Source organism: Paenibacillus alba (assembly GCF_013204855.1).
In the GTDB taxonomy this organism is placed as follows: domain Bacteria; phylum Bacillota; class Bacilli; order Paenibacillales; family NBRC-103111; genus Paenibacillus_E; species Paenibacillus_E alba.
In genome coordinates this window covers 204,662-230,069 of record NZ_JABMKZ010000006.1, presented here as the reverse complement: position 1 = coordinate 230,069, position 25,408 = coordinate 204,662, and the positions used below count along the sequence as shown (strand labels likewise).

At 44.5% G+C, this 25,408-nt stretch carries 26 protein-coding genes and 4 tRNA genes; 7 read left to right on the top strand and 23 right to left on the bottom strand.

Going from position 1 to position 25,408, the window contains the following annotated elements; translation table 11 throughout:
• Nucleotides 1-15 precede the first annotated feature (15 nt).
• The 3 genes from HQN90_RS11270 to HQN90_RS11260 all read right to left on the bottom strand — a co-directional run bounded on the left by HQN90_RS11270 (nucleotide 16) and on the right by HQN90_RS11260 (nucleotide 1,732).
• A complete protein-coding gene (locus tag HQN90_RS11270; protein WP_173218237.1) occupies nucleotides 16-1,056 on the bottom strand; it encodes an HD-GYP domain-containing protein in 1,041 nt (346 codons plus the stop codon).
• Nucleotides 1,057-1,563: 507 nt separating this feature from the next.
• Nucleotides 1,564-1,645: transfer RNA gene (locus HQN90_RS11265), tRNA-Leu, on the bottom strand.
• 15 nt (nucleotides 1,646-1,660) lie between these two features.
• Nucleotides 1,661-1,732: transfer RNA gene (locus HQN90_RS11260), tRNA-Glu, on the bottom strand.
• Nucleotides 1,733-1,881: 149 nt separating this feature from the next.
• On the opposite strand from HQN90_RS11260, the gene corA reads away from it, so the two are divergent.
• Entirely contained in the window at nucleotides 1,882-2,811 is a 930-nt protein-coding gene (gene corA / locus HQN90_RS11255; RefSeq protein WP_173218235.1) for a magnesium/cobalt transporter CorA, read from the top strand.
• Nucleotides 2,812-2,867: 56 nt separating this feature from the next.
• Here the strand turns inward: corA and HQN90_RS11250 are convergent, their stop codons facing one another.
• From HQN90_RS11250 to HQN90_RS11235, 4 genes are all read right to left on the bottom strand, one after another.
• Entirely contained in the window at nucleotides 2,868-4,610 is a 1,743-nt protein-coding gene (locus HQN90_RS11250) for a methyl-accepting chemotaxis protein (protein ID WP_173218233.1), read from the bottom strand.
• 150 nt (nucleotides 4,611-4,760) lie between these two features.
• Nucleotides 4,761-4,849, bottom strand: a tRNA-Ser gene (locus HQN90_RS11245).
• An 8-nt stretch (nucleotides 4,850-4,857) separates the two neighbouring features.
• Nucleotides 4,858-4,933, bottom strand: a tRNA-Asn gene (locus HQN90_RS11240).
• Between the two features lie 22 nt (nucleotides 4,934-4,955).
• Nucleotides 4,956-5,429, bottom strand: coding sequence for a SprT family protein (locus HQN90_RS11235; RefSeq protein ID WP_173218231.1), 474 nt, complete (start codon nucleotides 5,427-5,429; stop codon nucleotides 4,956-4,958).
• A 113-nt stretch (nucleotides 5,430-5,542) separates the two neighbouring features.
• On the opposite strand from HQN90_RS11235, the gene HQN90_RS11230 reads away from it, so the two are divergent.
• From HQN90_RS11230 to HQN90_RS11220, 3 genes are all read left to right on the top strand, one after another.
• Nucleotides 5,543-5,896 (top strand): hydrolase/acyltransferase, encoded by a 354-nt coding sequence (locus tag HQN90_RS11230; RefSeq protein WP_173218229.1) that lies wholly within the window; start codon nucleotides 5,543-5,545, stop codon nucleotides 5,894-5,896.
• A 223-nt stretch (nucleotides 5,897-6,119) separates the two neighbouring features.
• Entirely contained in the window at nucleotides 6,120-6,284 is a 165-nt protein-coding gene (cmpA, locus tag HQN90_RS11225) for a cortex morphogenetic protein CmpA (protein WP_144028447.1), read from the top strand.
• A gap of 255 nt (nucleotides 6,285-6,539) precedes the next feature.
• Nucleotides 6,540-6,899 carry a hypothetical protein gene (locus HQN90_RS11220; protein ID WP_173218227.1) on the top strand — a complete coding sequence of 120 codons (360 nt, stop codon included), beginning with the start codon at nucleotides 6,540-6,542 and terminating at the stop codon, nucleotides 6,897-6,899.
• A 1,004-nt stretch (nucleotides 6,900-7,903) separates the two neighbouring features.
• Here the strand turns inward: HQN90_RS11220 and HQN90_RS11215 are convergent.
• The 6 genes from HQN90_RS11215 to HQN90_RS11190 all read right to left on the bottom strand — a co-directional run bounded on the left by HQN90_RS11215 (nucleotide 7,904) and on the right by HQN90_RS11190 (nucleotide 15,183).
• The gene (locus HQN90_RS11215) at nucleotides 7,904-10,231 is read right to left on the bottom strand and encodes a Tex family protein (protein ID WP_246362221.1); all 2,328 of its coding nucleotides are present in this window, start codon (nucleotides 10,229-10,231) and stop codon (nucleotides 7,904-7,906) included.
• A 76-nt stretch (nucleotides 10,232-10,307) separates the two neighbouring features.
• Nucleotides 10,308-10,658, bottom strand: coding sequence for a type II toxin-antitoxin system PemK/MazF family toxin (locus HQN90_RS11210; protein ID WP_028553893.1), 351 nt, complete (start codon nucleotides 10,656-10,658; stop codon nucleotides 10,308-10,310).
• A gap of 3 nt (nucleotides 10,659-10,661) precedes the next feature.
• Nucleotides 10,662-10,943 (bottom strand): CopG family ribbon-helix-helix protein, encoded by a 282-nt coding sequence (locus HQN90_RS39315; RefSeq protein WP_326072266.1) that lies wholly within the window; start codon nucleotides 10,941-10,943, stop codon nucleotides 10,662-10,664.
• Nucleotides 10,944-11,158: 215 nt separating this feature from the next.
• A complete protein-coding gene (gene alr, locus HQN90_RS11200) occupies nucleotides 11,159-12,331 on the bottom strand; it encodes an alanine racemase (RefSeq protein ID WP_173218225.1) in 1,173 nt (390 codons plus the stop codon).
• Nucleotides 12,332-12,482: 151 nt separating this feature from the next.
• Nucleotides 12,483-13,850 (bottom strand): YecA family protein, encoded by a 1,368-nt coding sequence (locus tag HQN90_RS38630; RefSeq protein WP_246362219.1) that lies wholly within the window; start codon nucleotides 13,848-13,850, stop codon nucleotides 12,483-12,485.
• A 154-nt stretch (nucleotides 13,851-14,004) separates the two neighbouring features.
• The gene (locus HQN90_RS11190) at nucleotides 14,005-15,183 is read right to left on the bottom strand and encodes an outer membrane lipoprotein-sorting protein (protein WP_173218223.1); all 1,179 of its coding nucleotides are present in this window, start codon (nucleotides 15,181-15,183) and stop codon (nucleotides 14,005-14,007) included.
• 215 nt (nucleotides 15,184-15,398) lie between these two features.
• Between HQN90_RS11190 and HQN90_RS11185 the strand changes: the two genes are divergently transcribed.
• Nucleotides 15,399-16,478, top strand: coding sequence for an acyltransferase family protein (locus HQN90_RS11185; RefSeq protein ID WP_173218221.1), 1,080 nt, complete (start codon nucleotides 15,399-15,401; stop codon nucleotides 16,476-16,478).
• Between the two features lie 93 nt (nucleotides 16,479-16,571).
• Here HQN90_RS11185 and HQN90_RS11180 read toward each other — a convergent pair whose 3' ends face one another.
• The 5 genes from HQN90_RS11180 to HQN90_RS11165 form a co-directional block, all read right to left on the bottom strand.
• Nucleotides 16,572-16,856: a hypothetical protein gene (locus HQN90_RS11180; RefSeq protein WP_173218219.1), complete on the bottom strand. Its 285-nt coding sequence runs from the start codon at nucleotides 16,854-16,856 to the stop codon at nucleotides 16,572-16,574.
• A gap of 96 nt (nucleotides 16,857-16,952) precedes the next feature.
• Nucleotides 16,953-17,498 (bottom strand): dTDP-4-dehydrorhamnose 3,5-epimerase, encoded by a 546-nt coding sequence (rfbC, locus tag HQN90_RS11175; RefSeq protein ID WP_173218217.1) that lies wholly within the window; start codon nucleotides 17,496-17,498, stop codon nucleotides 16,953-16,955.
• A gap of 104 nt (nucleotides 17,499-17,602) precedes the next feature.
• On the bottom strand, nucleotides 17,603-17,728 hold the full coding sequence (locus HQN90_RS39310) for a hypothetical protein (protein WP_275942563.1): 126 nt from the start codon (nucleotides 17,726-17,728) through the stop codon (nucleotides 17,603-17,605).
• Nucleotides 17,729-17,813: 85 nt separating this feature from the next.
• Entirely contained in the window at nucleotides 17,814-19,220 is a 1,407-nt protein-coding gene (locus HQN90_RS11170) for an undecaprenyl-phosphate glucose phosphotransferase (RefSeq protein ID WP_173218215.1), read from the bottom strand.
• A 6-nt stretch (nucleotides 19,221-19,226) separates the two neighbouring features.
• Nucleotides 19,227-20,093 (bottom strand): glycosyltransferase, encoded by an 867-nt coding sequence (locus tag HQN90_RS11165; protein WP_173218213.1) that lies wholly within the window; start codon nucleotides 20,091-20,093, stop codon nucleotides 19,227-19,229.
• Nucleotides 20,094-20,267: 174 nt separating this feature from the next.
• On the opposite strand from HQN90_RS11165, the gene HQN90_RS11160 reads away from it, so the two are divergent.
• The gene (locus HQN90_RS11160; protein WP_173218211.1) at nucleotides 20,268-20,528 is read left to right on the top strand and encodes a hypothetical protein; all 261 of its coding nucleotides are present in this window, start codon (nucleotides 20,268-20,270) and stop codon (nucleotides 20,526-20,528) included.
• Nucleotides 20,506-21,090, top strand: coding sequence for a hypothetical protein (locus HQN90_RS11155; RefSeq protein ID WP_173218209.1), 585 nt, complete (start codon nucleotides 20,506-20,508; stop codon nucleotides 21,088-21,090). Before HQN90_RS11160 ends, HQN90_RS11155 begins: the two co-directional genes overlap by 23 nt.
• Before the next feature lie 36 nt (nucleotides 21,091-21,126).
• Here HQN90_RS11155 and HQN90_RS11150 read toward each other — a convergent pair whose 3' ends face one another.
• The 5 genes from HQN90_RS11150 to rfbC (HQN90_RS11130) are packed head-to-tail and all read right to left on the bottom strand — an operon-like array spanning nucleotide 21,127 to nucleotide 25,397.
• Entirely contained in the window at nucleotides 21,127-22,077 is a 951-nt protein-coding gene (locus tag HQN90_RS11150) for a glycosyltransferase family 2 protein (protein ID WP_173218207.1), read from the bottom strand.
• Nucleotides 22,064-22,924: a dTDP-4-dehydrorhamnose reductase gene (gene rfbD / locus HQN90_RS11145; RefSeq protein WP_173218205.1), complete on the bottom strand. Its 861-nt coding sequence runs from the start codon at nucleotides 22,922-22,924 to the stop codon at nucleotides 22,064-22,066. The genes HQN90_RS11150 and rfbD overlap by 14 nt, the downstream gene beginning before the upstream one ends.
• The gene (gene rfbB, locus HQN90_RS11140; protein WP_173218203.1) at nucleotides 22,924-23,943 is read right to left on the bottom strand and encodes a dTDP-glucose 4,6-dehydratase; all 1,020 of its coding nucleotides are present in this window, start codon (nucleotides 23,941-23,943) and stop codon (nucleotides 22,924-22,926) included. Before rfbB ends, rfbD begins: the two co-directional genes overlap by 1 nt.
• A 21-nt stretch (nucleotides 23,944-23,964) precedes the next feature.
• Nucleotides 23,965-24,834 (bottom strand): UTP--glucose-1-phosphate uridylyltransferase GalU, encoded by an 870-nt coding sequence (gene galU / locus HQN90_RS11135; protein WP_173218201.1) that lies wholly within the window; start codon nucleotides 24,832-24,834, stop codon nucleotides 23,965-23,967.
• 11 nt (nucleotides 24,835-24,845) lie between these two features.
• On the bottom strand, nucleotides 24,846-25,397 hold the full coding sequence (gene rfbC, locus HQN90_RS11130; protein ID WP_173218464.1) for a dTDP-4-dehydrorhamnose 3,5-epimerase: 552 nt from the start codon (nucleotides 25,395-25,397) through the stop codon (nucleotides 24,846-24,848).
• Nucleotides 25,398-25,408 lie beyond the last annotated feature (11 nt).

Genomic DNA, 25,408 nt, shown 5'->3' with positions numbered 1-25,408 from the left:
CCTTCCTATCTTCGCTTATCGTTTATCGTTCATTTGTACAACACCCATGAAAGCATCAACAACACGAGGATCAAAATGGCTCCCGCTCTGCTGCCTTATTTCATCCAATGCTTCTTCTCGAGTCCAAGCTCGCTTATAAGGACGTACATGTGTTAACGCATCAAAAAAGTCCGCAATAGCCACGATCCTGCCAGCCAGAGGAATCTCTTCTCCGCTTAACCCGTTCGGATAGCCCGTACCATCCCACTTCTCATGGTGGGTTAAAGCGATCGTTCTCGCTAAATTCAGAACCGGGAATAAGCTTCCTTCCAGAATATTTGCTCCAATCTTGGTGTGCATTTTCATTTGTTCAAACTCATCCGGTGTAAACCTGCCTGGCTTCAATAAAATGTCATCCGGGATGCCAATCTTCCCGATATCATGAAAGGGAGTGGCAAGCTCAATGAGTTCTACTTCATGCTCAGGTAATTCAAGAGCAGCAGCAATTTGTCCTGCTAATTGCGCGACACGCTGTGTATGCTGACCCGTTGCATCGTCGCGGTATTCCGAGGTACGCCCCAGTACTTGGAGAATTTCAAACTTAGCTTGCTTAAGCTCTTTGGTGCGTTCTTTCACTCTTTTTTCCAAATGTTGATTTTGATCCTGCAACTGGAGATGATAATATCTCGTTCTTAATAAATTTTGGATACGCAGCACAACTTCCGTTCTGTCAAAAGGCTTAGTAATAAAATCATTGGCGCCCTCATGAAGAACTCTTTTCTTCGCTTCCTGCGTAACATCCGCCGTCAGAATAAGAACCGGCAAATAGTCGCCTTCCCTTTTGAGTCCTTTTAAAACTTCCAAGGCTCTATATCCGTCCATCTCTGGCATATGTAAATCTAGCAATATAATATCCGGTTGATGTTCCTGATAGAGAGCTTCCATTTGCTTCGGCTCCATCGTACTTACTAGATTAGAAAAACCCGCGTGACGAAGAATCCGCTCCAGCAAGGTAATATTGAATTCCTGATCATCTATGATCAGAAATTTAGCGCTTTTCAACCATATTTCATCCATTGCTCTGCCTCACTCATCATTGATACTTCCATTATATTGGATTCATCGGCATTTTTCGACATTTACGCAATAAAAAAAGAGCTGTCCCAAAAGTAGATAGATCTACTTGGCAGCTCCTTGTTTTGTTTTCACATCTTGGGGTGCGCGGCGGTTCTGCCTCCGGATAAGAGTCTCCAAAGGCTCCTAATTCTGAATAAGTGCTGCTTTTTGTGCAAATAAGAGCTCCTAGAGACGCTTATCGCTTCATCTGAGGGAGTTCTTGCGTGTTTGACCGACGATAAGAGTCCTCAAAGACTTCTATTCGTGAAAAACTGCCCCTTTTTTGGCAAATAGGAGCTCATAGAGACTCTTAATTGCTAAACTGGGGGCTCCCTCAAGGTCATCTAACCTATTCAACAAAAAAACCACTCCCTAATCAGAATTGTGATGTTCTGAAAGGAAAGTGGTTTACTCATGTGCAGTTAACTAGCCACACTATCAAATTTAACCCTGTAAAGCCTTACGGGATGCGGTCGGCGGGATTTGAACCCGCACGCCTTGTGAGCGCCACCCCCTCAAGATGGTGTGTCTGCCGTTCCACCACGACCGCGAGGTATGAAGAAAATGACCCGTAGGGGACTCGAACCCCTGTTACCTCCGTGAAAGGGAGGTGTCTTAACCACTTGACCAACGGGCCACGATTGTCATGAAGCTAATGCAGCCCATTTTGACGACAATTGTTATTATAATGGATTCTTCCTAAGTTGACAAGCACAAAATCTGGAACATCACAAGCCACTTATGGTATGCTGAGACCATTCCATCTACGCGAGGTGCTTGTCCTTCATGCTCATTTATGAATCTACTCATGGCACGGTCCGTGAGGAAGCCGTACGCGTCCCCCAGAAAGATGAAGTCGCTTGGGTACGTATGGAGAATTCCTCGCCTGACGAAATTAAACATGTCCTTGGGGACCTCTATAAATGCCACCCTCTGCTGATCGAGGACGCGATTAAATTAAATCAAAGACCGAAGATGGATACCTATAAGGATCATATTTTCCTTACCTTCTTCGCCGTTTCCGAGGAGCTGGAGCCGCGCGAAATTGGGATCGTCATCGGAGCTAACTTCGTCATAACCGTCTACAAGGACGCTCTCCCCTTTCTGGATCAGCTTTATCAAAACTGCCAAGAGCTCGAGGAACGGTTAAGTCATCCCGGGTCTATTCTCCATGCGATTCTTGATCGCTGTGTCGATGATTATTCGGCCGTTGTTGACCATCTTGATGAACGCTTGGACCATATGGAACAGGCTGTGTATCTCAACCCAAGCATCCGAATCGCACAGGATATATTCCAGCTCAAAAGATCCATGCATCAGCTGCGGCGCGTTATCGCGGAGGAAAGAATTACGCTGTCAGCTATCGCCCATCATTCTTTCCCCTATACGCGAGAAGATGACGATGTGTATTTCTTAGATATTATGGACCATATTTCTCGCGTCGTGGATTCTTTAGACATCTTTCGGGAATCGCTAACTGGACTTCTGGAGCTCCAAATGAGCATGAAGTCGGACCGGATGAATGAGATTATGAAGACATTAACGATCTTTAGCACGATTTTTCTCCCGCTAACCTTTATCGTTGGCTTATATGGCATGAATTTCAAAGACATCCCCGAGCTGCAATGGAACTACGGGTACTTGTACGTGTGGATTCTGATGATCCTCATTGGTGTATGCATGTGGTACTTCTTTAAGCGCAAGCGTTGGTTCTAGCGAACGAAAGGCACATGCTGCATTTAACCCAGCATGTGCCTTTTCGATATTAGCTCCTATGCGATTTTGAAATAAGCAACAGACTCGTTAAGCGTATTCACGACGGAGCGAAGCTGCTCGGAGGCAGCAGCGATATTCTGCATCATCGCTAACTGTTGTTCCGTTGCCGCGGCAACGTTCTGGGATTTCATAAGAATATGGGTTGTACTGGAAGCCGATTGATCCATCGTAGCCGAAATCTCCTCAGAGCTCGCCGACATTTGCTCTGTAATCGCGGATGTTTCATGAATTTGAGTTACAATCTGCGTGACAGAAGCCATGATGGTATGAAAGCTTTGGTTCACTTCCTGCATCATCGTAGAACCCGATATCGCTTCTTGCTTTGTCGCATTCATGGAATCAGAGACACTAGTGATCTCGACTCTCGTCTCATGAATGAGCTGATTAATGCCATCTGCCGATTCAATCGACTGTGCTGCCAATTTGCGAATTTCATTGGCTACAACGTTGAACCCTTTGCCATGCTCACCAGCTCTGGCCGCCTCAATAGAAGCATTCAGCGACAACAGATTCGTTTGATTAGCAAACGTCGTAATGCTCGAGGCAATTAGCCCGATTTGATCGGACTTACGCGTTAAGGAAAGCACCGTTTGGGAAAGTTGCTCCACGGATGCAAGCATATTTGCAATTTGCTGTTGAAGCTTGCTAAGCAAGTCATTGCCCAGTGTGGCATGCTTAGAAGTGAGCGAGGAATGATCCGCCATCACGCTTGAATTCTCAGCAACTCGTTGAATCCCAATCGCCATCTCCTCGATGGCTCTGCTCGTTTCTTGGCTGCTTCTTGCTTGGGCTTCCACATCATGCGTCATTTCTTGGATGTTGGTTGCTACATGCTCAGCAGCCGACGCTGATTCCTTGGAACTATCCGAAAGCTCAACAGAGGCGTCCTGAACGAACTGTGTGTTATGAGCAATCGTACCAATCAACCCTTTTATTTTCAGAACCATCGTGTCGACCGACTCCGTAATTTTCCCAAGCTCATCCTTGGCATATTTGGTCTTAGCCTCATGGCGAAGATCTCCCGCAGCAACTTGACTGGTTACCAGCATGATGGCTTTAACCGTTCTCATAATCATACTAATCACAATCCCACCCGAAATCGTGAGTACAAGGATAAGCAGTGCAATCGAGATATAGACAGCTTGTTCCGTTTTTTTAATTTTGGACTGGATTTCTTCGATACTCGTCTTGGCGTAATCATCTAAAATCTCGCCGATTTGATTCATACCCTCACGGCCTTTTTCGAACGTAGCTGTCAGCTTGGCATCATTAATGACACCCTTGCCAACAGCTCCCGATTGTACAACGGCATTCGCCTCCTTCACCCACTGGTCAAAAGATGTTTGAAAGCCATCCACGTTCTGATCAATCGTTGCTTTGGTCTCCATATGAGCGACTTGAAGCAAACCCTTCGCTTTCAAAATATCATGAGCTTGGCCAACCCTTGTATTCGTTTGTTCAATATTTTCCGCCAGCACTTTGAGTTGTTTGGTTTTGTCTTCAGCATTCAGTGTACCTGAAACTAATAATTGATAAGCCGTTAATGCCTGATACATATCACGATCGGCATTCAAGATAAGCGACGTGCTCTTATCCGTTGTCTCATACAAAGAGGAAGCCAATACTTCCGTATGGGACTTGCTTTGCTGGAGTAGATAAATACTCGTACCTAAATAAAGAATGGAAGGAACTAACACTAATAAAATCAGACGCACTCGAATGGATAGTAATTTAGCCAAAGTAGATCCCCCTTATATGATGTAATGTTTACTATAAAAGAAAATCGTTTGATAGATGTTAAACAAGTGTTAGAAATGCATGTATTTGCCTAATAAAAATAAGCCCAACGGCATGAATGCCATTGAGCTTATCATTAGCTAATTATTGGACGGAGAGAGAGGGATTCGAACCCTCGCACCACTTACGCAGTCTAACCCCTTAGCAGAGGGTCCCCTTATAGCCACTTGGGTATCTCTCCTTGAAATATGGCTCCCCGAACAGGACTCGAACCTGTGACAACTCGATTAACAGTCGAGTGCTCTACCAACTGAGCTATCAGGGAATATGGAACAAGTATTATTTTATTATGAAGGCGGCTGTAAGTCAAGTGTATACGATTTCAACTTCCCTTTGCAGTTGCCGCAGGCGTATTTCCGGACATCCATCTTGCGCTTGCGAAAATATTCCGTTTTACAGTTGACGCACTCCAGCCTGTATTTAAAAGCTTGCTTCTGCGGGGGACGCGGCAGTGAACGACAGAAGCGGGTGCCTCCGACCTGCGCCAGCAAGGTTTTGAAATCATGATCCTTATGCTGATAGCCTCGCTTCAATATATGTAAATGATAATGGCAAAGTTCATGCTTAATAATTTTCTCAATCTCATCTCGGCCAAATGTTTCCCACTGCATCCAACTGATTTCGATATCATGGGATTTGGTAAAATAACGCCCTCCCGTTGACCGCAATCTCCGATTAAACCGCGCCTTATGGACAAACGGCCTTCCAAACGATGCCAGAGAGATCTGCTCGATCCATTGCTGCAATTCCTGATCCTCCATGTCTGTGCACTCCTTTGACAAGTTCTCACTTGAATTTGTACCGTATGTACCGCTATACTGTCAAGTAGAAAAGAAGATCGTCAGCTCGCCACAGAAAGGATTGGAACAACCTTATGCCACAAATGCGATATGTCATTCTCAAGCTCGAACAACAATTGCAATTCGTCGAAATGCCCTCTTCCTATGCTTATCAATTGACTGCCCTTAATCAAAGATTACACAAAGAATTAGACAAATTAACGGCTGACCACGTCCCTCAGCTTCCACGTGTGATTGCAGAATGCGATGATTTGGAGTTGGTTGGCGCTGCTCACACCTTAATTCCAGGACTTGATTACATTAATGGCTTGGAACAAACCTTCGCAGGTATTCAGGAGAAATCGTACCCGCTCATCTCTTTATTGACCGAAATCCGTGCGCTGCAAGCTCAACTGGAGCAGTGGTATGAAGAGGAAGCGGAAGGTTAAAGTAAAAACAGCCTACTGAACCCAGTAGGCTATTGCTGCAGGCACGACAGCACTCAAGATCACGATCCTGATGGAGCCGGAGTTCCAAGCTGGGGCACCTTATCTTTTCGGGAAAGGCAATAAAAATTAAAAGGCAAAAAAGTAAAGCAAATCTAAGGGACCTGCACCGGGCGGATTGAACCTTCATATGCTAGAAGTACATGGCAAGGAAGGGGATGGGCATATGCCGCAATGGCTCTGTAATCAATTAATGCGGGCCTTCCAGAACAAAAACCGCAGACAAATCCGATTACTGAATGATAGCTGGTACTTTTACCGCACCCGCCGCTCACAAGAGGAGTGGCCTGACACCCAATCGACGGACGGACCGGGCAAACGTAAACTTTGATAAAAAGCGGGTATTTGCGTGGCGGATGCTTTGCAAACATCAAAGAAAGTAAACATTTGTTAAAAAATAGTTGCATATTTGAAATGAGCCCTCTATACTGTAAATTAATGTAATTGTTAATTGAGTGAAGCACACTCGAGCCAGCAGAATGATTCTGCGGTTCGGTGTGCTTTTTTTGTTTTTTATCAAAAGGAGGCGATTGTTATTCACAGGAAACCTAGAAATTGGCTAAGAAAATTGCAGGAGACTAATTCCATGACGTTAGAACAAAAACGAAAATTATTCATGCAGCAGATGCCTCCTTTTGTTCATGGAAGCAATGTCATTCCGCTGCACATGAAGAAGCATTCAAACGTACAGAAGCAGCCTGGCTCTAGCTCTGCCAGCTTCCAATCAGACTTGTGGGAGCTGCGGAAACAGCTTGTGCTTCAACTAGCCCAGCGTCGCAACGGGACAATCCATCTATTGGATGTCGCGGCAGAATGCAACGTAAGTATTCGTATCGCAGCCGATTGGCTTAAACATTTTGCCATGGAAGGCATCCTTTCTCTTGTCGCCGGCCAGCGGAAAATAATGGCTTACTCGGTGAACGAGGCGGGCTCAGGTCAGAAGTAGTGGTGGTGGTTTGGTGATTGGGTGGCCTTGAGATAGGCAGTTGGACTGATTGAGAGGATGATGTGGAGCTGTGGCACGACTAACTTACGAGAGGATGATGTGGAGCTACGGATTGACTAACTTACGAGAGGGTGATGTGGAGCTGCGGATTGACTAACTTACGAGAGGGTGATGTGGAGTTGTGGATTGACTAGTTTACGAGAGGATGATGTGGAGTTGTGGTACGACTAGCTTACGAGAGGGTGATGTGGGGCTGCGGCACGACTAATTTACGAGAGGGTGATGTGGAGTTGTGGATTGACTAGTTTACGAGAGGATGATGTGGAGTTGTGGTACGACTAGCTTACGAGAGGATGATGTGGAGAGGCGGATTGACTAGCTTACGAGAGGGTGATGTGGAGTTTCGGAACGACTAGCTTACGGGAGGATGATGTGGAGTTGTGGTACGACTAGCTTACGGGAGGATGATGTGGAGTTGTGGATTAACTAGCTTACGAGAGGATGATGTGGAGTTGTGGATTGACTAGCTTACGGGAGGATGATGTGGAGTTGTGGATTGACTAGCTTACGGGAGGATGATGTGGAATTGTGGATTGACTAGCTTACGGGAGGATGATGTGGAATTGTGGATTGACTAGCTTACGGGAGGATGATGTGGAATTGTGGATTGACTAGCTTACGGGAGGATGATGTGGAGCTGAGTGCTGGCTGAAGAATGGATCGTGGGCTAATTTCCTAGTAGCCGGCCTATTAGGGAACTAGGATACGTTATTTGTACTAGAATTGTTGGATTGGGTGCCCAAAGAGAACTGTAGTACGCTATTTGGTTACTTTTCACCCCCACAAGCCTGAATTCCCTCCAATAGCGTACTCCAGTTCCGCTTGATCAACTTTTGTGCCCATTTCTCAATACATAGAGGATCATAGTTCCTCCTCAGCGCGGACCTCTCCCTTTCAACAATAAAAAAACAGCTGGAAGCATTCCGCTGCCAACTGTTTAATGTTTATGCTTGCTGAGGTTTTTTCATGGTCAAGCTAACGCGACCCTTCTTCTCGTCGACGCTGAGTACCCAGACCTGGACTATGTCTCCGACAGAGACTACATCCATCGGGTGTTTCACGAAGCCGTTTTTGAGCTGGGAGATGTGCACCAGCCCATCGTTCTTGATGCCGATATCGACAAAGGCACCGAAGTCGATAACATTGCGCACCGTGCCGGTCAACTCCATGCCCGGCGCAAGGTCTTCCAACTGCAGCACATCGGTGCGGAAGATCGGCGCGGGAACTTCTTCCCGCGGATCTCGCCCAGGCCGCTGCAGGCTGTCTAAGATGTCCCGCATCGTCGGGACACCAACGCCCAGCTTCGGAGCCAGCTCCTCTGGCTCCAGCGTCTGCAGCAGCGCTAGCAGCTGCTGAGAGCCCAGCTGCGCCAACTCCAGGCGCAGCTCCTTGAACAGCCGATCCACCACGTCGTAAGACTCCGGATGGATCGGGGTGTTGTCGAGCGGGTTCCGCCCGCCCGCGATGCGCATGAACCCGACGCACTGCTCGAAGGTTTTCGCGCCGAGGCGCGGAACCTTCGCCAGCTCCTTGCGGGAGCTGAACTTGCCATTCTCCTCGCGATACTTGACGATGTTCTTAGCCAGTGTCGCGTTCACGCCCGACACGTACGAGAGCAGTGACGGGGACGCTGTGTTGAGGTCCACGCCAACATGGTTAACGGCCGACTCAACGACGGCCTTCAAGTTCTCGTCCAGACGTTTCTGCGAAACGTCATGCTGGTACTGCCCGACGCCGATCGCTTTCGGCTCGATTTTTACAAGCTCCGCGAGCGGGTCTTGCAGCCTCCGTGCGATGGAGATCGCGCTGCGCTCCGCGACATCGAGCTCCGGGAACTCCGTCTGCGCCAGCTTCGACGCGGAGTACACACTCGCCCCCGCTTCGTTCACGATCAAGTACTTGAGCTTCTGCTCCTTGATCTCGCCTATCAGCTCCGCTACAAACTGCTCCGTTTCACGGGAAGCCGTTCCATTCCCAATCACGATCAGCTCCACACCGTGCTTGCTGATCAACTGCTTGAACTTCGCCTTCGCCTCCGCCACTTTATTATTCGGTGGCGTTGGGTAGGTTACGGCGATTTCAAGCATTTTACCGGTGTCGTCAATGACGGCCAGCTTACAGCCTGTCCGGAAAGCTGGATCGACCCCGAGCACTACATGCCCTTTGACTGGTGCTTGGAGCAGCAGATTCCGCAGATTTTCCGCGAAAATCTTAATCGCTTGCTCCTCGCCCATCTCCGTCATTTCTCCGCGAACTTCGCGTTCAATGGAGGGCGCCAGCAATCTTTTATAAGCATCTTCAACGACAGCACGAAGCACATCCTGCACGACCGATTGCCCTTTAATAACTTGCCGCGACATATAGTCATGAATCTTATCAACCGTAACATCCAAGCCAACCTTCAGAACTTCCTCCCGCTCCCCGCGATTAATCGCAAGAATACGGTGTGGAGGCAGACGTTTGACAGGCTCCTGGTACGCATAGTACATCTCATACACAGACTCCAGCTTGGCATCCTTCGCTTCTGTTCGCATAATCCCCTGATCTTGCGTATACCTGCGTACCCAAGCCCGAATCTTTGCATCATCCGCGATATTCTCCGCCAGGATATCCATAGCGCCTTGAATCGCGTCCGCTGCGCTTCCTACCTGCTTTTCCTCGTTCACATAACGCTGCGCTTCTTGCTCCAGCGAACCTTGACGAGGCTGTTTCCAAATCCACTCCGCTAAAGGCTCCAAGCCGCGTTCTTTGGCAACACTAGCTCTTGTCTTACGCTTTTGACGGTAAGGTCTGTACAAATCTTCGATTTCCTGCAGCTTCGCAGCACCTTCAATCGATTTGCGCAGTTCATCTGTCAGCTTGCCCTGCTCGTCGATCAAACGGACAACCTCAATCTTACGATCCTCAAGGTTGCGCAAGTACTGCAAGCGATCTTCGATATCCCTTAGTTGATTTTCATCCAGCTCACCGGTCATCTCTTTCCGGTAACGAGCGATAAAAGGAATTGTATTTCCCTCATCGAGCAGTTCCATTGTCGTTTTCACTTTGCCAGCAGGAAGCTGCAATTCAGCAGAGATTTGCTTCAGGATTCGTTCCCGAATCTCATTTTTCTTTTCTTCAGAGAGGACCAGCTTCTCCTTGGCGTCTTCTTCGTATTTGTTCTTTACATCCTTGCTTTTGGGGGTCTCTTCTGCACTTACCGTACTCCCCGAAGCATCACCAGCCGCGTGGAACATTTTACTATTCATCACACCCAACAAAGTCACTGTCATTCCCCACTTCTTTTCCTATGTATGTACAAACCAAAAAACGAGGGAATCTATCGCCCTCGTCCGTCCCAGATCTTATTCAAAATTCTATCAGTCCCACACTAATTTGCAAAGCGTCGTCAACCTTCCGCATCGTTTCTTCGTCCAAATGCGTAATTTTGTCCGTAAGCCGTTGCTTATCGATCGTTCTGATTTGTTCAAGCAGAATCACCGAATCTCGATCGAAACCGTGCGTCTCCGCATCGATTTCCACATGCGTGGGAAGCTTAGCCTTTTGGATTTGAGCTGTAATCGCTGCAACAATCACGGTTGGGCTAAAGCGGTTGCCGATATCATTTTGGATCACGAGAACAGGACGAACTCCTCCCTGCTCCGACCCTACTACCGGCGAAAGATCTGCGAAAAATACATCGCCACGTTTCACAATCACTGCTTACACCCCGCTTACTAAGCGATCAAGCGTATCGTCCGCTTCTTCCTCCGCTTGAAAAGCTTCAGATGCCATGCTGAGATTTATTTTTGCCATCTCCATATACCCACGCTGCATGGATTCGCGTAGACTGCGCTTTTTGCGTTCAATTAAATACAGCTTCATTGCCTGACGAATAAATTCGCTGCGATTGGAATTCTCCTTTTCGACAATCCCGTCCACTTCCTGCAGCAGATTGTCAGGCAAACTAATCATGATCCTTTTCGTATTATGCGCATTGCTCACACTCTCGCACCCCCAGAAACGATACAAAGACAATATTACCAGTATGTCATCTTGAAAACCAATTTATACAACAGATATATGCAACCAGTATATCAAATATGTTACATCACTGGATATAAGATTCTTACACGTAGTATTTCGTGACCTTATTCCAAAATCCCTTTAAATGAGCGATAAATTTTACATGGTAAATTATTGATGCCTTATAGAACCTTTTAATAGCGATGACGCATAAGAGGATTAAGAGCATCCACACGTTCTCCGCCGCGCACATACACACGAGCGACCCGATGCGAAATCATACAAATAACTTCATAATTAATCGTACCCAGTTGACGCGCCACATCTTCAACCGTAATGCGATCTCCCTCTTGCTCCCCGATCAGCACGACCTCATCAAGCGCCTTCACGTCAGGAACATCCGTGACATTAATCATACACTGATCCATACAGATTCTCCCAACAACGGGCACTCTCTTGCCCCGAACCAGAACCTCTGCTTTGCCCGAAAGCATGCGCGAAAATCCATCCGCATATCCGATGGGCAGTGTCCCGATTTGTTCATCACCCTCGGTATGATAAATCGTTCCGTAGCTAACTCCAGAGCCCGGGGGCAGCGTTTTCAGGTGAACAATTCCCGTTTTGAGACTCAGCACAGGTTTCAACGCTATTTTCGCTTGATCAACATCTTCCGAAGGATACAACCCATACATCGAGATCCCCAGCCGCACCATAGAATACGTCAACCCCGGCAAATCAATCGCTGCTGCACTGTTGCCTGCATGGATAAATGGAAACTCCACACCTTTATCCGTAAAATAACTCACAATCCGCTCAAAACGGCGGTATTGCTCTAACGTATAGGTTTTATCCACTTCATCCGCATTCGCGTAATGCGTGAACAACCCTTCAACCTGTACATTCGGCAGTGTCAACGCTTCCTCTATGAAAGGAATTGCATCTGCTTCCGTATGCAGGCCAAGTCGACCCATGCCGGTATCCAGCTTTATATGAATTTTAAGCTTTTTCTGATTCTGCTGAGCTTGCAATTCCTTAAGCACATCGCGGCTATACACAGCGATCGTTACATCCAGCTCACGCGCTCTCTCAACCCCTTCTGGCGGCGTGTAGCCTAGAACCAGAATCGGCGCTGTAATACCGGCATTCCTTAGCTCGAGCGCTTCATCAAAAAACGCCACGCCTAAGTAAGCCACACCAGCCGCGATAACCTCTTTGGATACTTCAACAGCCCCGTGTCCGTATGCATCCGCTTTAACGACTGCCATCTGTTTCATGCCTGTCGGCAGTACCTTCTGAAAACCTTCAATGTTGCTTCGCAGAGCATCCAAGGAAATTTCAACCCACGTAGGACGATAAAAAGCATCCATCAGCGTTCACCTCTTTTTTCCAAATGCAAAGGACAAGGGAAGACCCGCTCCTTCCGAGCAGGACTCCCCCCTCCCTCATTTCATACCGGTCAAACTAATAAACCTATGTTAATCCGAATCACAAAAAACTGTCAACCTTGCTTTCAGCTGATTACAGACAGCACTTCTTGTATTTCTTCCCGCTACCGCACGGGCATGGATCATTCCGGCCGATTTTGTTTGTAACAGGGATAGCCTGAGGCGCTACAGCCAGAGGAAGGCTTCCAATGAGGGGCGTTTTCTTCGATTCTGTGGCTTCTTTTCCAGCAAAATGACGGAACACCCGATTGCCTGCCTCCGTTGTTGCCATCACAATCGGTGTTCTTTGAAATGCGTACTTAATTTCCGATTCAGCCGGAAACGTCGCTGTAAGCAAATCAAAACGTGTCAAAATAGACACCAGACACATCAAGAACAAATCAGTGCCGACCTCAACGATTTTGCCGGAACTTGTGTGCCGTTTCCACTCTTTGTTGACATCCTGATCCTGACCTACTGCCCAGTCTGCCAAAACACTTGCGATCCCTTTTCTGCCTGTCTGGCATTTAGGACTACCCGCTTCATTCGTTTCTTGCAAATTCACCCACTGCACTTTGTTCCAAAGTGTATCCAAGAGAACAGCCGTCTGCTCTTGCTCTGTTAGAGCCAAATAACTTGAAAGTTGGTGAGTTGCCGAAGCTTTCTGCTTGCTATCATCTAGCAACCCGAGTTCCACCGCCACATAGAAAAAAAACTGAAACAACGGCATCTGATCTTGATTCAGTGTCGGTTTGTAGAACAGCTGCCAATTCAGCTCTTCATCAAGCTCTTTCCAGAAACTCCGCGGCAAATGCTTGCGGGCTGTCGTTAACTTCGCGTTTTTCGTCGTTTGCAGCATTGCCAAAAAAGCTTGAAAATCACTAACAATTTTGGGAACTGCAATAGTTCCATCCGTCCAAAGCCCGAGCAGCTTTTGGTTAACTGCGATAGGTTTCACTAATTGCAGCTTAACTGGGGAGCTTACTGCTTCTCGCTTTAAATAAGCCGAAATATCATTTGAACGCAACCATTTGGATAGCGCTGCATCACTATGAGCACCCATATATTGGTCAAATCGATCCGTAAAGTAGGCCTTATGTTTGCAAACCTCCAGCACTTCTGCACATTGGTTTGGTGATATTCTTCCGTTTTGCTTAAGGAATTGCGCCCACTTTTTGATAGACGGCAGATAGCCGATAATATCAGATTTTGAGCTATTCATCATTTTACTGATATAGAAATAGCCCAAGAATTCTACAATCGCTTCACCCGTTAACGACTCGTAATCAAATTCATAACGAATGAAAAACTCCGTCGTCAGGAAATCGATGTTGCGCAAATGCTTCTGAATCGTTTCTTGTTTTAATTTACCTTCATTCGTCAATTCGTTGTTGAACAACTCTAACTCATCTTGCCAGAATTGCACTTGTTCTTCCCACGTTAATTCAGTTGTTTTTTTCATCAAAGACACTCCAATACCGGTTTACTCAAAATTACATTATAACAAAAAAACTCCCAATAGGGGGAGTTGGTTAAATCTTCTTGTTCTCATTCATTAAAAAAGGAAAACATCTGCTCTTTTCAAGCAGTGCTTCCCTCTTATATTTACCACAAATTTACTTCCCAGACTGCCCCTCAGTCGCCATAGCGACCTTAATCATTTCATTCGTCGGCAGATCACCTGTCGATAAGCGGAACTCAACCCCATCGTTCGTCCAAGTGAGCGTCTTCTTCGCATCTCCTGTGATCACACCAATCGTGAATCCAAGATCAACGATATCCCCTGGCTGCAAGGAAACCGATTTAGCTTGCGGTCTGACTTCGACGATACTAAAACTATATTTCCCTTTATATCTCAAAAGAACGGCCGCATCCTCGCCAAGCTTCATATCCGTAATATCTTGCTTCACGACATCTTTGGGCAGATAGGATGGCTCAATAATACCGATGCTTTGCGGTTTGCTTGCCGCGGCATTTGACTTCGTCGCATCTGTGCCTTTGCCCGCAACAGCCTTCTGGCCATCCTGGGCTTGGCCCGTTGCTTGATCGGATTGGCCGCCTGTTGCTGACAAATTCTTGTCAGTTACCGATTTATCGCCTGTCGCGGGATGAGTGGCGTCCGCTGCATTGGCCATCGTCGGCATAGTTTGCATATTCCAGCTCGTCATGTTGCGCTCCATTTGGAAGAAATCCTTATCGAATTTGGCATCGAATTGGAAATTAGTGAAATTCACCTGTACCATCACATTTTGGTTCGCATCTGAAACTTGAACTTGCTTAGGTGCTAAAGTTTTCTTATTCAGCCAAATTTTTTGGCGGGACAGCTGCTCATTTTGATAATTCGCCGCTACATCGAACACATACGTGTCATTGTCCGTTGTAAATTGACGATCTTTATCTGCGATTATACTTTTCGCCAAAGATTGGAACAAATACACTTGCCCCTGATTCTCCGGCCAATCGCTTTGGAAGCGGAAGCTCTTCTTCAAATGCGGCGTCAATACAAACACGCCTTCCTCGTTGCGGAGTACAATCTGTGTGACATCTTTAGACGCATTAGTAAGCGAAATCCTGTAGAAATGATCCGGCGAGAACGCCACCTCCACTTGATACTCCTGTGGCTGTGTTCCTGTGTTCAATATCATACTTCCTGAAGCCTGATAGCTGTTCGCTTTACTGATCACATGATCCAAATCCTTTACGATAGATCCTGCATCTTTCTTGCCCATCCCGCATCCTGCGAGAACCAATGCTAAGCACATTACCACGGCTACCATCCATGTGACCCGGCGCATTCGATCATCCCCTCACTCATGATTAACATCAACATAGTACATGCATATGAGGGGACTTGGACGATTATGCAGACGAGTTGGGGCTTGGACGAGAAAAAGGTAGTAACGGAATCATTAACATTTAAGGAGCCCTTCAGATTGGGTACATAATTTATTCACATTATTCTGGCATGATGGTTTATAGGATCACCATACCTAATCTGGAGGAATTATGATTGAATACTAATCAAAGAACTGTCATTCAGGCTTCAAGAGGTGCAGCAGCCTTTTTTGTTATGCTGTTCCATACATCAGCTATGTCATTCAAGTACTTTCACTACGACTTTCTAGGCATCAGTGGGATTGGACGATCAGGTGGTGTTGATTTCTTCTTCGTACTAACAGGCTTTCTTCTTTATCATACATATGGTCAAAAAATTGGAACCAAAATGACCGTTATTCCCTTTTTAACGAGTCGGCTCATCCGTATTTATCCATTTTACTGGTTAATTACACTCACCGTTTTACCGGTCTATTTTTTAGTGCCAAGTTTTGGGTACGGCTATGAAACCTACAAAGATACCATCATTAAATCACTTCTGCTTCTCCCCCAAACACATGGGCCTGTTCTGCCCGTTGCTTGGTCATTAAGTTACTTTGTTCTCTTCTATCTGGTTTTCAGCATTCTTATGGCAGTTGGAAAAAAGCCTGCTAATCTTTTTGTTAGCCTATGGGTGCTATTAACAATCTGCCATGTATTGCGTGCACCCATCATTGGTGCCGACTTGGATCGTCATGTGTATTTAAACTTTCTCTTTAGCGAGGTTAATTTGGAATTTTTTGCAGGCTGCCTGCTGGCCAAATGGGTAGAGCATCGTAGAACCAAACATTATAAAATGCTAATTATTTTAGGAATACTTGGCTTTTTCTCCATTTGGGTGAATAATATGTACAATCTTACTACCTATCATAATTACCTTTTCTATATCATTCCTGCTGTACTTGTGCTGTTGGGCGCTTCATCCGTTCCTGAACAGTTCCGGTTGCCTTACTGGGTACAGCACTTGAACAAATTAGGAAATGCTTCCTACACGATCTTGCTTACGCATCTATTGTTTATTTCGATCATAATGAAATTGAGTGTAGTAACTCATATCTCAGAATACCTTGGTTTCCTGCTCACAGATCTAATTGTTGTCTTCTTGACAGTGCCCTTATGCTATACGGTATATAGACTGGCTGAAAAACAGCTTGTTACAGGACTCAAAAACGCAATGAAATTAAAACCTGCTAAATCATCAGTTCCTATCTCTTAAAAAAAGAGGCGTCAGCGGCAGTAACTAGCCAGTGATGCCTCTTTCTTTGTTTTACAGAAAAAAGAGCAAGATTAGTTATTCTAATCTTACTCTTTATTTGACTAATTTGAGTGTACGAATGCTCGCAGCATGTTCCATCATCGTCACCGCAATGCCAGCGATTTGCTCACTTTGTTGAATTTGGACTTGTTTGATCTCTTGTACTGTATCTTCTAACTTGCCCATTCGATTCTCTAGATTACCCATCCGGTCTTCCAAATTGCCCATCCGCCGATCCATGCTGTCTACCCGATCTTTGATGGCCTTCACATCTGCACCTATCTCATTGATCCTTCCGAGCATAGCGCTTAGGAACTCACGATCTGTCATTTCAGCCATGGCATAACCTCCAAGTCATAAGAAGTTTTCTTCTTTCATTATAACTTAGATTTCACTCAAAAAGTATCTCTTTCGACAAATGAAATTAAATCCATGCTAGAAATTAATCTCTGCATCCTTCAGAAGCGGGTGTTTTCCATCCTTTTCCGATAAAATTGGGTTCGCTGCCGGCCAATCAATCCCGATTGCCGAATCGTTCCAGAGAACGCCCCGATCATTTTCCGGAGAGTAATACTCATCTACCTTGTACAATACTTGTGTATGAGGCACAATCGTACAAAAACCATGAGCGAACCCCTGCGGAACGAGCAACTGACGCTTGTTGGACTCGCTAAGCTCAACCCCAACCCACTGACCAAATGTCGGAGAGCTTGAACGAATGTCAACAGCCACATCATAAATCGCCCCCGAGACGACCCTGATGAGCTTCGTTTGCGCTTTCGGATTTAACTGATAGTGCAGCCCACGCAGTACCCCTGCTTCTTTAGAAAGTGAGTGGTTGTCTTGGACAAACACGATATCGATCCCTTGTTCCGCCATTTTTGCACGATGATAGCTCTCCATAAAAAAACCGCGATGATCGCCATGAACATCTGGTTCAATGATCAGCAGCCCTTCCAGCTTAGTGGACATCACCTTCATTTGTCATATCACCTCTTCACTAACGTATGCCATATGAACAGAAAAAGAGACTGTAAAAGAGCCTTAAAAAGCCCTTACAGTCCCTCTCATTTATGAGCAACCCATTACCACATATACACAATTCCGGCGATAATAACCGCCCATATGAGGGAGCCGAAGACAACACCCACAATTAAACCTTTGCCGATGGACAAGTGATCCTCTTGGTAAGCGTCTTCATGATCGATCATAAACATAACCTCCCCGCACTCATTCAGTATATGCAATAGTATGGGGAAGATGTTGGCGAATCATGCGGTTGTTGGAAAAAAATTTTTAATAGGCATTTTTATTTATAAAACCATTAATGACCGTTCTCCAAATAATTTTAATATCGAATAAAAAAGTCCAATTTTCAATGTAGAAAATATCATGCTTGATGCGTTCTTCGATCGAAGTATCTCCGCGGAGTCCGTTGCTTTGCGCCCAACCTGTAATACCAGGCCGAATATGATGTTTCACCATGTACTTCGGAACTTCTTCCTTGAATTGTTCCACGAAATACGGCCGCTCCGGCCTTGGCCCAACAACACTCATATGCCCAAACAGCACATTAAAAAACTGCGGCAGCTCATCCAAACTCGTCTTGCGGAGAAACGTACCTACCTTCGTCCGCCGCGGGTCATTTTCAACCGTCCATTCTGTGTTCGAGGCACTCTCTGCGAGTACATTCATGCTGCGAAACTTATACATCATAAAACGTCTGCGATTGAGTCCCACGCGCTCCTGCTTGAAAATAATCGGCCCAGGAGAAGTCAATTTAATGGCAATAACGGATGCAATCATCACAGGCATCGTAACAATAATCGCCACAGAGGCGAAAATAATATCAAAAGCCCGCTTAAACAGCCGATTCCTGAATTCATCCAATGGAATATCACGCACATTAATTAGCGGCATATCCGCAAAATTATCAAAATAAGGCCGGGACGGCAAGAAGTCATAAAAGTCCGGAATAATTAAAGTTTTGACACCAATCTTCTCACACACATTAATAATACTGCCGAACTTGCGATGTGCATCTAGCGGGAGAGCGATAATTACTTCATCGATGATGAGATCATTCAGGATGGACTCAAGATCGTCAATTTTGCCGATAATTGGCTTATAGCTCTGGTAAGTCACATCGTGTTTCTCCTGATAATCATCAAGGAAACCTATTACTTCATACCCTAACTCTGGATGCTGTCTTAGCTTTGTGTAGAACTGACGGCCCAGTGATCCTGCTCCGAGAATTAGAATAAACTGCTTGTTATAGCCTTTTTGCCTGGCGCGCTTCAGTGAAACTTTGATCATATAACGGTAAAAGCTGATGAAAAGAATATTGTTAACAAGAAACAAGAACAGATAAGAACGGGATACGTCGACTTCTTTTAAAATAAATAACACACTTAAGAGCAATAATAAACTAATAACATGCACTTGAATGATTTTCAAAACCTCGAAGGAAAACTGCTTTTTTCTTTTGGGCGTATAAAAGTTCACCATATAACTGATCAAAATGGCAATGACCGCATAGCTAGCGCTCCACATCAAATAGTGCTTAAATGGCAGGGGAGCATCGAATGGAATCCATCCGCTTCTGAACTTAAGCCACCAGGAAAGCAAAAACACGAGCTGAATACATATGAAATCGGCCAGTGCATAAAGTTGGGTCAAGAAACCTTGACTCTGTCGAATCAATGGACATCACCTCGCTGAACGTAGTTTATTTCGTGCTAAAGATAAAGCAAATTTCAAACCTACACCTGAGTAGACGATTGCATTTGTCAGCCAGGAATATTTGTGCCGATAATGTTTATTGTGAAACAGGATCATTGCCCTATGGAATTCATATATGATCTTAAAAGGCTTCCTACGACTGCTTGCGCCTTTGTAATGAACAATGTGAGTGCGAGGGTAGTAATAATTCACCCAGCCCGCTTGTTTAATTCTATAACACCAATCTATATCCTCACCATACATAAAAAATTCCTCATCCAGCATGCCCACCTGCTCAATCGCTTCGCGGCGAATCAACATGAAAGCTCCAACGAGGGAGTCGATGGGATATTCATCATCCGGATTCAAGTATCCCAACTGGTATTGATTGAAACGCGGCTTCTTAGGAAATAACTTCGAGAAGCCAAACGCATAGTAGAAGGATGCTGAGGGCGTCGGGAAGCCTCTTTTGCAGGCTTTGTCTAATGAACCGTCTGGTAGGACGATTTTGCAGCCGCTGGCTCCCACAGATGGGTTCTCGTCCATGAAATGGACCATCGTGTCCAGCGTATCCGGTTGTACGATGGTATCGGAGTTCAAAAGCAGGACGTAGCGTCCTTTGGCGACTTGGATGCCTTGGTTGTTGGCTTTGGAGAAGCCGACGTTGTCTGTGTTGGCGATAGTGACAACCTGCGGATATTGCTCGTTGATGGCTTGAATGATGCCGTCGTTGGATGCGTTGTCGATTAGGATGATTTCGAAATTGTAAGATGTAGACGACGAGAAAACAGATTGTATACAAGCTAACGTTAGATCGCGTGTTTTATAATTTAGTACAATAATACTTAAATCCACTTGAAAACCTCATTTAAATTGATTTCGTTACTTTGATTATAGCATGGACGAATTAATGAGGTGAAATTTTAATTATTTTCCGTTAATTTAATCGGAATAAGGTTTATAGTCATTACTGTATGTTAAATACAATTTTTCTAGGATATAATTAGAATAAGAACTGGGGGTGTCTCCATGCGAAAAATCTCACTAAGCGATCTAGAATCCAAGATTGCTGAAGGGCGTCCAGATGTAGATTACGCAGTTAACGTCTTTCGCGCAAAAACCAGAGACCAAGGCTGGACAATGAAACGAATGAAACCCAGAGATCCTGATGAAATTAAAGCACTTAATTATCTTGCCCGATCCCAATATCGCAAAGCTGTTCAAGAAGGATCAATTATTTACGATAAGGAAAGTCGGGTGTTGACGATTGCCAAGTATATCCGAGGCTAAGAAAGCCATTTATGCTTTAAAAGATAAAACGAAATTCGAACGTCTCATTTATTCAGCAGCTATATTTACAGAATTACTAGCAGAACATCAAATTAAACCCATTATTGTAGGTGGATTAGCTGTTGAAATCTATTCCCAAAGCGGTTACACTACGCAAGATACCGACTTTGTCATGGATGGATATGAAATAGCAGATGAAATTTTAAAAGATTTAGATTTTCATAAGATCGGTAAAGATTGGATTCATACTACTATTGGCATATCTATTGAAATCCCAAGTAATTTCCTAACTGGTGACTATAATAAAGTTACTGAACTACCCTTAGACGAAAATAAGAAAGTCTATGTCATAGGTATTGAGGACATTATCCTTGATCGACTTCGATCTGCTGTTCATTGGAAGTCAGGAGAAGATCGAGAATGGGGCTACCGCTTATTGCTTATTTATTATGAAGATATTGATCTCGAATATATTGAAACTAGTTTTCAGCATCCCTCCGAAAAAGATGAGTTCAAGGAATGGCTTGCCGAAGCTATACTTGAGAAGAGCAAAATAGAGTAAAGGCACCTACCAAATCATTCTGGGTATGTGCCTTTCTTATTTCCCAAACCATCGAATGAACTCTGAGGCTGTTACTTTTTGCTTATCTCGAATCATAGCTCGCTTTTGGCGAAGGATTCTATATGTACTAAAAAAACTTGACCATGCTCCCAACAGCTTGGGCTCCCGTAAGAGGACAAAACCAAAGCTGAGACACTCATAGACCAACAGTGGAATGATATGCTTCAGCATCATTGAAGGCTTATCATTCTTCATCATCATTTTATATCGATTAATATAGGATAAACGTCTAACAAAAAGCGGCCTGCTGCTCCGTCCGCCTTCCTTCCAGCCTCTTTCGTGATAAGCGATTGCAGAAGATTCATAGTAAGCCTTCCAACCTAGCAACTGCGCCCGCCAAGCCACATCCACATCTTCCTTATACGCAAAAAAATCCTCATCAAAAAACTCGCCATTTAAACTAATGTCATTAATCATTTCGCGAGCGTACATCGCCGCGGCTCCTGACACGCCGAAAACTTCGTCTGACAGCATAAACTGATCGCTCGTCTGATGAGCTCCGCGGTCAAAGGCCCTGCGTGCTTTGTTAATGATGAGACCTGTGCTATCTATTTGGGTTGGATCTGCTTTGAAAAGTAGTTTTCCTGTGGCAGCGCCAGCTCGCCCATTTGCAGTCAATATCTCGATAGTTCTCCGAATATAGTCTGGATCCAGAACCACATCAGGATTCAAAATAAGACAATAATCCGAATTCGTCATTCGAATAGCCTGGTTATGACCACCGGCAAATCCATTATTAATGGCATTACAAATAGTGGTGCACTTTTCAGACCATTTTTCTAATTTGGCTAGCGTACTATCCTTAGAAGCATTATCGATCACAACGATATCTTTAACTGGGTAGGATTGATTTAGTACCGCTTGCAAACAATCGTCGATATGTTCGGAGCTATTGTATGTAACAATGTGAACACTAACCGGTTTCATCCTTACACTCACCTAGCTCCTTCAAAAATGCTTTAAGTCCTTCCCGCCAAGGCTGCAAGTCCTCAAACCCATTAGCAAGAATCGCTCCATGTGCCATAGCCGAATTTCTTGGTCTGGGAGCTGGCCGTGGAAATTCTTCCGTCGAGCAAGGATCAACCGTTACCTTCGAACCACTCTCTTCAAAAATAGCGCATGCAAAATCATACCACGAACAAACCCCAGAGTTAGAGGCATGATAAATTCCATACTTCTCCGTTTCCACAAGCTGTCCCAGAAACAAAGCAAGATCGACCGTATAAGTCGGTGACCCGAACTGATCACTAACAACTTTCAATGAATCCCTAGTCTTCGCCAGATTCAACATTGTTTTTACAAAGTTAGCCCCATAAATGCCATAAACCCAAGAAGTTCTCACGATAAAATACTTCGAAGACAGCGATTCTACATGCTGTTCACCGGCTCTTTTGGACTTTCCGTAAACACTTTGGGGGTTAGTCAGATCATCTTCTTTATTGGGGGTAACAGATGTACCGTCAAAAACATAGTCCGTGCTAATATAGCAGAACTTCGCCCCAACAGCCTCAGCCGCTAGAACAAGATTCTTCGTTCCATCTGCATTAACTGTGTAAGCTTTCTCTACTTCCGTTTCTGCAAGATCAACCGCTGTATAAGCTGCACTATGAATGACAACATCAGGTCTTATGGCCGTAATGACCTCCATGCACTGATTCTCATTCGTAATATCTAGTTGATCTCTTCCATAACCATGAACTTCGTGATCAGCTCCAAGTAATCTAACAACATCTTGCCCTAGCTGGCCGTTTGCTCCAGTCACTAAGATTTTCATTATTTAGTACCTAGTCGTGCGCCATATTGTTCATTAAAATACTTTTGATACTCACCCGTCTGAATTCGTTTCCACCAATCCTGATTTTCCAAATACCAACGAATAGTTTCATGTATACCTGTTTCAAAATTATGCTTAGGCTTCCATCCAAGCTCATTCGTAATCTTCGTTGCATCAATCCCATAACGGCGATCATGCCCTGGACGATCTTTTACGAATTGCATCAATGATTCCGGTTTATTCAGCTCACGAAGAATCGTTTGTATGATTTGAATATTCGTTCTTTCGTTATTTCCACCGATGTTATAAACTTCACCGTCAACACCTTTATGCAATACTAGATCAATCGCGCTGCAGTGATCCTCAACATACAACCAATCTCTAATATTAAGGCCGTCACCGTAAACAGGGAGAGACTTATCGTTTAAAGCATTCGCAATCATTAAAGGGATTAACTTCTCAGGAAATTGATAAGGTCCGTAGTTATTGGAACAACGTGTGATATTGATTGGCAGTCCAAATGTCTCATGATAAGCACGTACCAAAAGGTCAGATCCAGCTTTGCTAGCTGAGTACGGACTATTCGGTGCTAATGGCGTTTCTTCTGTGAAAAGACCAGTCTCGCCAAGTGAGCCGTAGACTTCATCTGTGGATACATGAACAAATTTCTTTACAGCATGTTTTCTAGCTGCCTCCAGTAGAACTTGTGTACCTAGGACGTTAGTTTTCACAAAAATATCCGGCTCTAAGATGCTTCGATCCACATGGGATTCTGCAGCGAAATGAACGACCCTATCGACTCCCTGAGCGAGAATGCTGCTTACTAATTCTTCATTTGTGATGTCACCTTTTATGAAAGTGTACTGGCTATTTTCCTGAATGGATGTTAGGTTCTCTAAATTTCCCGCGTAAGTCAGAGCATCGAGATTAATGATTTCATAGTTTGGATATCGGTCAAGCATATAATGTACGAAATTGCTGCCGATAAAGCCTGCTCCGCCAGTTACAAGTATTTTCATGTCAGTATAACTCCCTATTTGTTAATGGGTATCAATAACTTGTTTCATATATTCAAGCAAATCATTTTTCAAGTCAGAACGTTGTAATGCAAAATCTATAGTAGTCTTTATAAATCCTAACTTTTCTCCCACATCATACCTTGCCCCAACAAAATCGTAAGCATATACACTTTGGGATTGGCTTAATTCAGATATCGCATCGGTTAACTGAATTTCTCCACCACGACCAATTTGAGTAGTTTCTAAGATATCAAAGATTGTGGGAGTAAGAATATATCTCCCCATAATAGCAAGCTTGGATTGGGTAACATCGCTAGTAGGTTTTTCGAATAGTTTCGTTGCTCTATAAACCCGTTCACTCAGCTCATCCGCCTCAATAATACCATACCTCGAACGTTCTTCATCACTAACCTGTTTAACACCAATGATTGAGGAATTATAATCTCCAAATAGATCAATCATTTGCTTTAAACAAGGTATTTCAGAAACTACGATATCATCACCAAGAAGAACAGCAAAAGGCTCATCTCCTATAAATTTACGAGCACACCAAATGGCATGTCCTAGCCCCTTCGGTTCCTTTTGCCTTATATAATGAATATCCACAAGTTTTGATGATTTTTGAACTTCATTTAGAAGATCGAACTTTCCTTTGTCAAACAAATTTTGCTCTAATTCATAATAATTATCGAAATGATCCTCAATCGCCCTTTTCCCTCTACCTGTGACTATAATAATGTCTTCTATTCCAGACGCAACAGCCTCTTCAACAATATATTGAATAGTTGGCTTATCTACAATTGGAAGCATTTCTTTAGGCATAGCTTTAGTTGCAGGGAGGAATCTTGTTCCTAAGCCTGCCGCTGGAATGATAGCTTTTTTTATTTTCACAGAAGCTACCTCTACTTATAAAAGTTTATTTCCGCATTTTGGAGTAGCGGGTGATTCTTATCTTTTTCTGAAAGAATAGGCATAGAAGTTGGCCAATCTATCCCTAATGACGGATCACTCCAAAGAATGCCCCTATCGTGATCAGGCGAGTAGTACTCATCTACCTTGTAAAGTACTTGTGTATTCGGGACAACCGTACAAAATCCATGAGCAAAACCTTGTGGAACTAGAAGCTGACGCTTATTAGCTTCACTTAAGATGACGCCTACCCATTGTCCAAAAGTAGAAGAATCTTTACGAATATCTACAGCCACATCATAAATAGCTCCTGCTACCACACGAACAAGCTTAGTCTGTGCTTTGGGGTTCAACTGATAGTGAAGTCCCCTTAAAACACCTGTTTCCACCGATAAAGAATGATTGTCTTGGACGAAGAGAAAATCAATACCTAGTTCTTTAAACTTTGCACTATTGTAACTTTCCATAAAAAAGCCCCGATTGTCACCATGGACATCGGGCTCGACAATATATAAACCATCTAACTTCGTTGTTATAATATTAATCATGCAGGCAC

Excerpts from the sequence above, each read along its gene's own strand:
- HQN90_RS11270 (WP_173218237.1), bottom strand. The coding sequence starts at position 1,056 with ATGGATGAAATATGGTTGAAAAGCGCTAAATTTCTGATCATAGATGAT.
- corA (WP_173218235.1), top strand. The coding sequence starts at position 1,882 with ATGCTCATTTATGAATCTACTCATGGCACGGTCCGTGAGGAAGCCGTA.
- HQN90_RS11235 (WP_173218231.1), bottom strand. The coding sequence starts at position 5,429 with ATGGAGGATCAGGAATTGCAGCAATGGATCGAGCAGATCTCTCTGGCA.
- HQN90_RS11230 (WP_173218229.1), top strand. The coding sequence starts at position 5,543 with ATGCCACAAATGCGATATGTCATTCTCAAGCTCGAACAACAATTGCAA.
- cmpA (WP_144028447.1), top strand. The coding sequence starts at position 6,120 with ATGCCGCAATGGCTCTGTAATCAATTAATGCGGGCCTTCCAGAACAAA.
- HQN90_RS11220 (WP_173218227.1), top strand. The coding sequence starts at position 6,540 with ATGACGTTAGAACAAAAACGAAAATTATTCATGCAGCAGATGCCTCCT.
- HQN90_RS11215 (WP_246362221.1), bottom strand. The coding sequence starts at position 10,231 with ATGACAGTGACTTTGTTGGGTGTGATGAATAGTAAAATGTTCCACGCG.
- alr (WP_173218225.1), bottom strand. The coding sequence starts at position 12,331 with ATGGATGCTTTTTATCGTCCTACGTGGGTTGAAATTTCCTTGGATGCT.
- HQN90_RS38630 (WP_246362219.1), bottom strand. The coding sequence starts at position 13,850 with ATGAAAAAAACAACTGAATTAACGTGGGAAGAACAAGTGCAATTCTGG.
- HQN90_RS11190 (WP_173218223.1), bottom strand. The coding sequence starts at position 15,183 with ATGCGCCGGGTCACATGGATGGTAGCCGTGGTAATGTGCTTAGCATTG.
- HQN90_RS11180 (WP_173218219.1), bottom strand. The coding sequence starts at position 16,856 with ATGGCTGAAATGACAGATCGTGAGTTCCTAAGCGCTATGCTCGGAAGG.
- rfbC (WP_173218217.1), bottom strand. The coding sequence starts at position 17,498 with ATGAAGGTGATGTCCACTAAGCTGGAAGGGCTGCTGATCATTGAACCA.
- HQN90_RS39310 (WP_275942563.1), bottom strand. The coding sequence starts at position 17,728 with ATGATCGATCATGAAGACGCTTACCAAGAGGATCACTTGTCCATCGGC.
- HQN90_RS11160 (WP_173218211.1), top strand. The coding sequence starts at position 20,268 with ATGCGAAAAATCTCACTAAGCGATCTAGAATCCAAGATTGCTGAAGGG.
- HQN90_RS11150 (WP_173218207.1), bottom strand. The coding sequence starts at position 22,077 with ATGAAACCGGTTAGTGTTCACATTGTTACATACAATAGCTCCGAACAT.
- rfbD (WP_173218205.1), bottom strand. The coding sequence starts at position 22,924 with ATGAAAATCTTAGTGACTGGAGCAAACGGCCAGCTAGGGCAAGATGTT.
- rfbB (WP_173218203.1), bottom strand. The coding sequence starts at position 23,943 with ATGAAAATACTTGTAACTGGCGGAGCAGGCTTTATCGGCAGCAATTTC.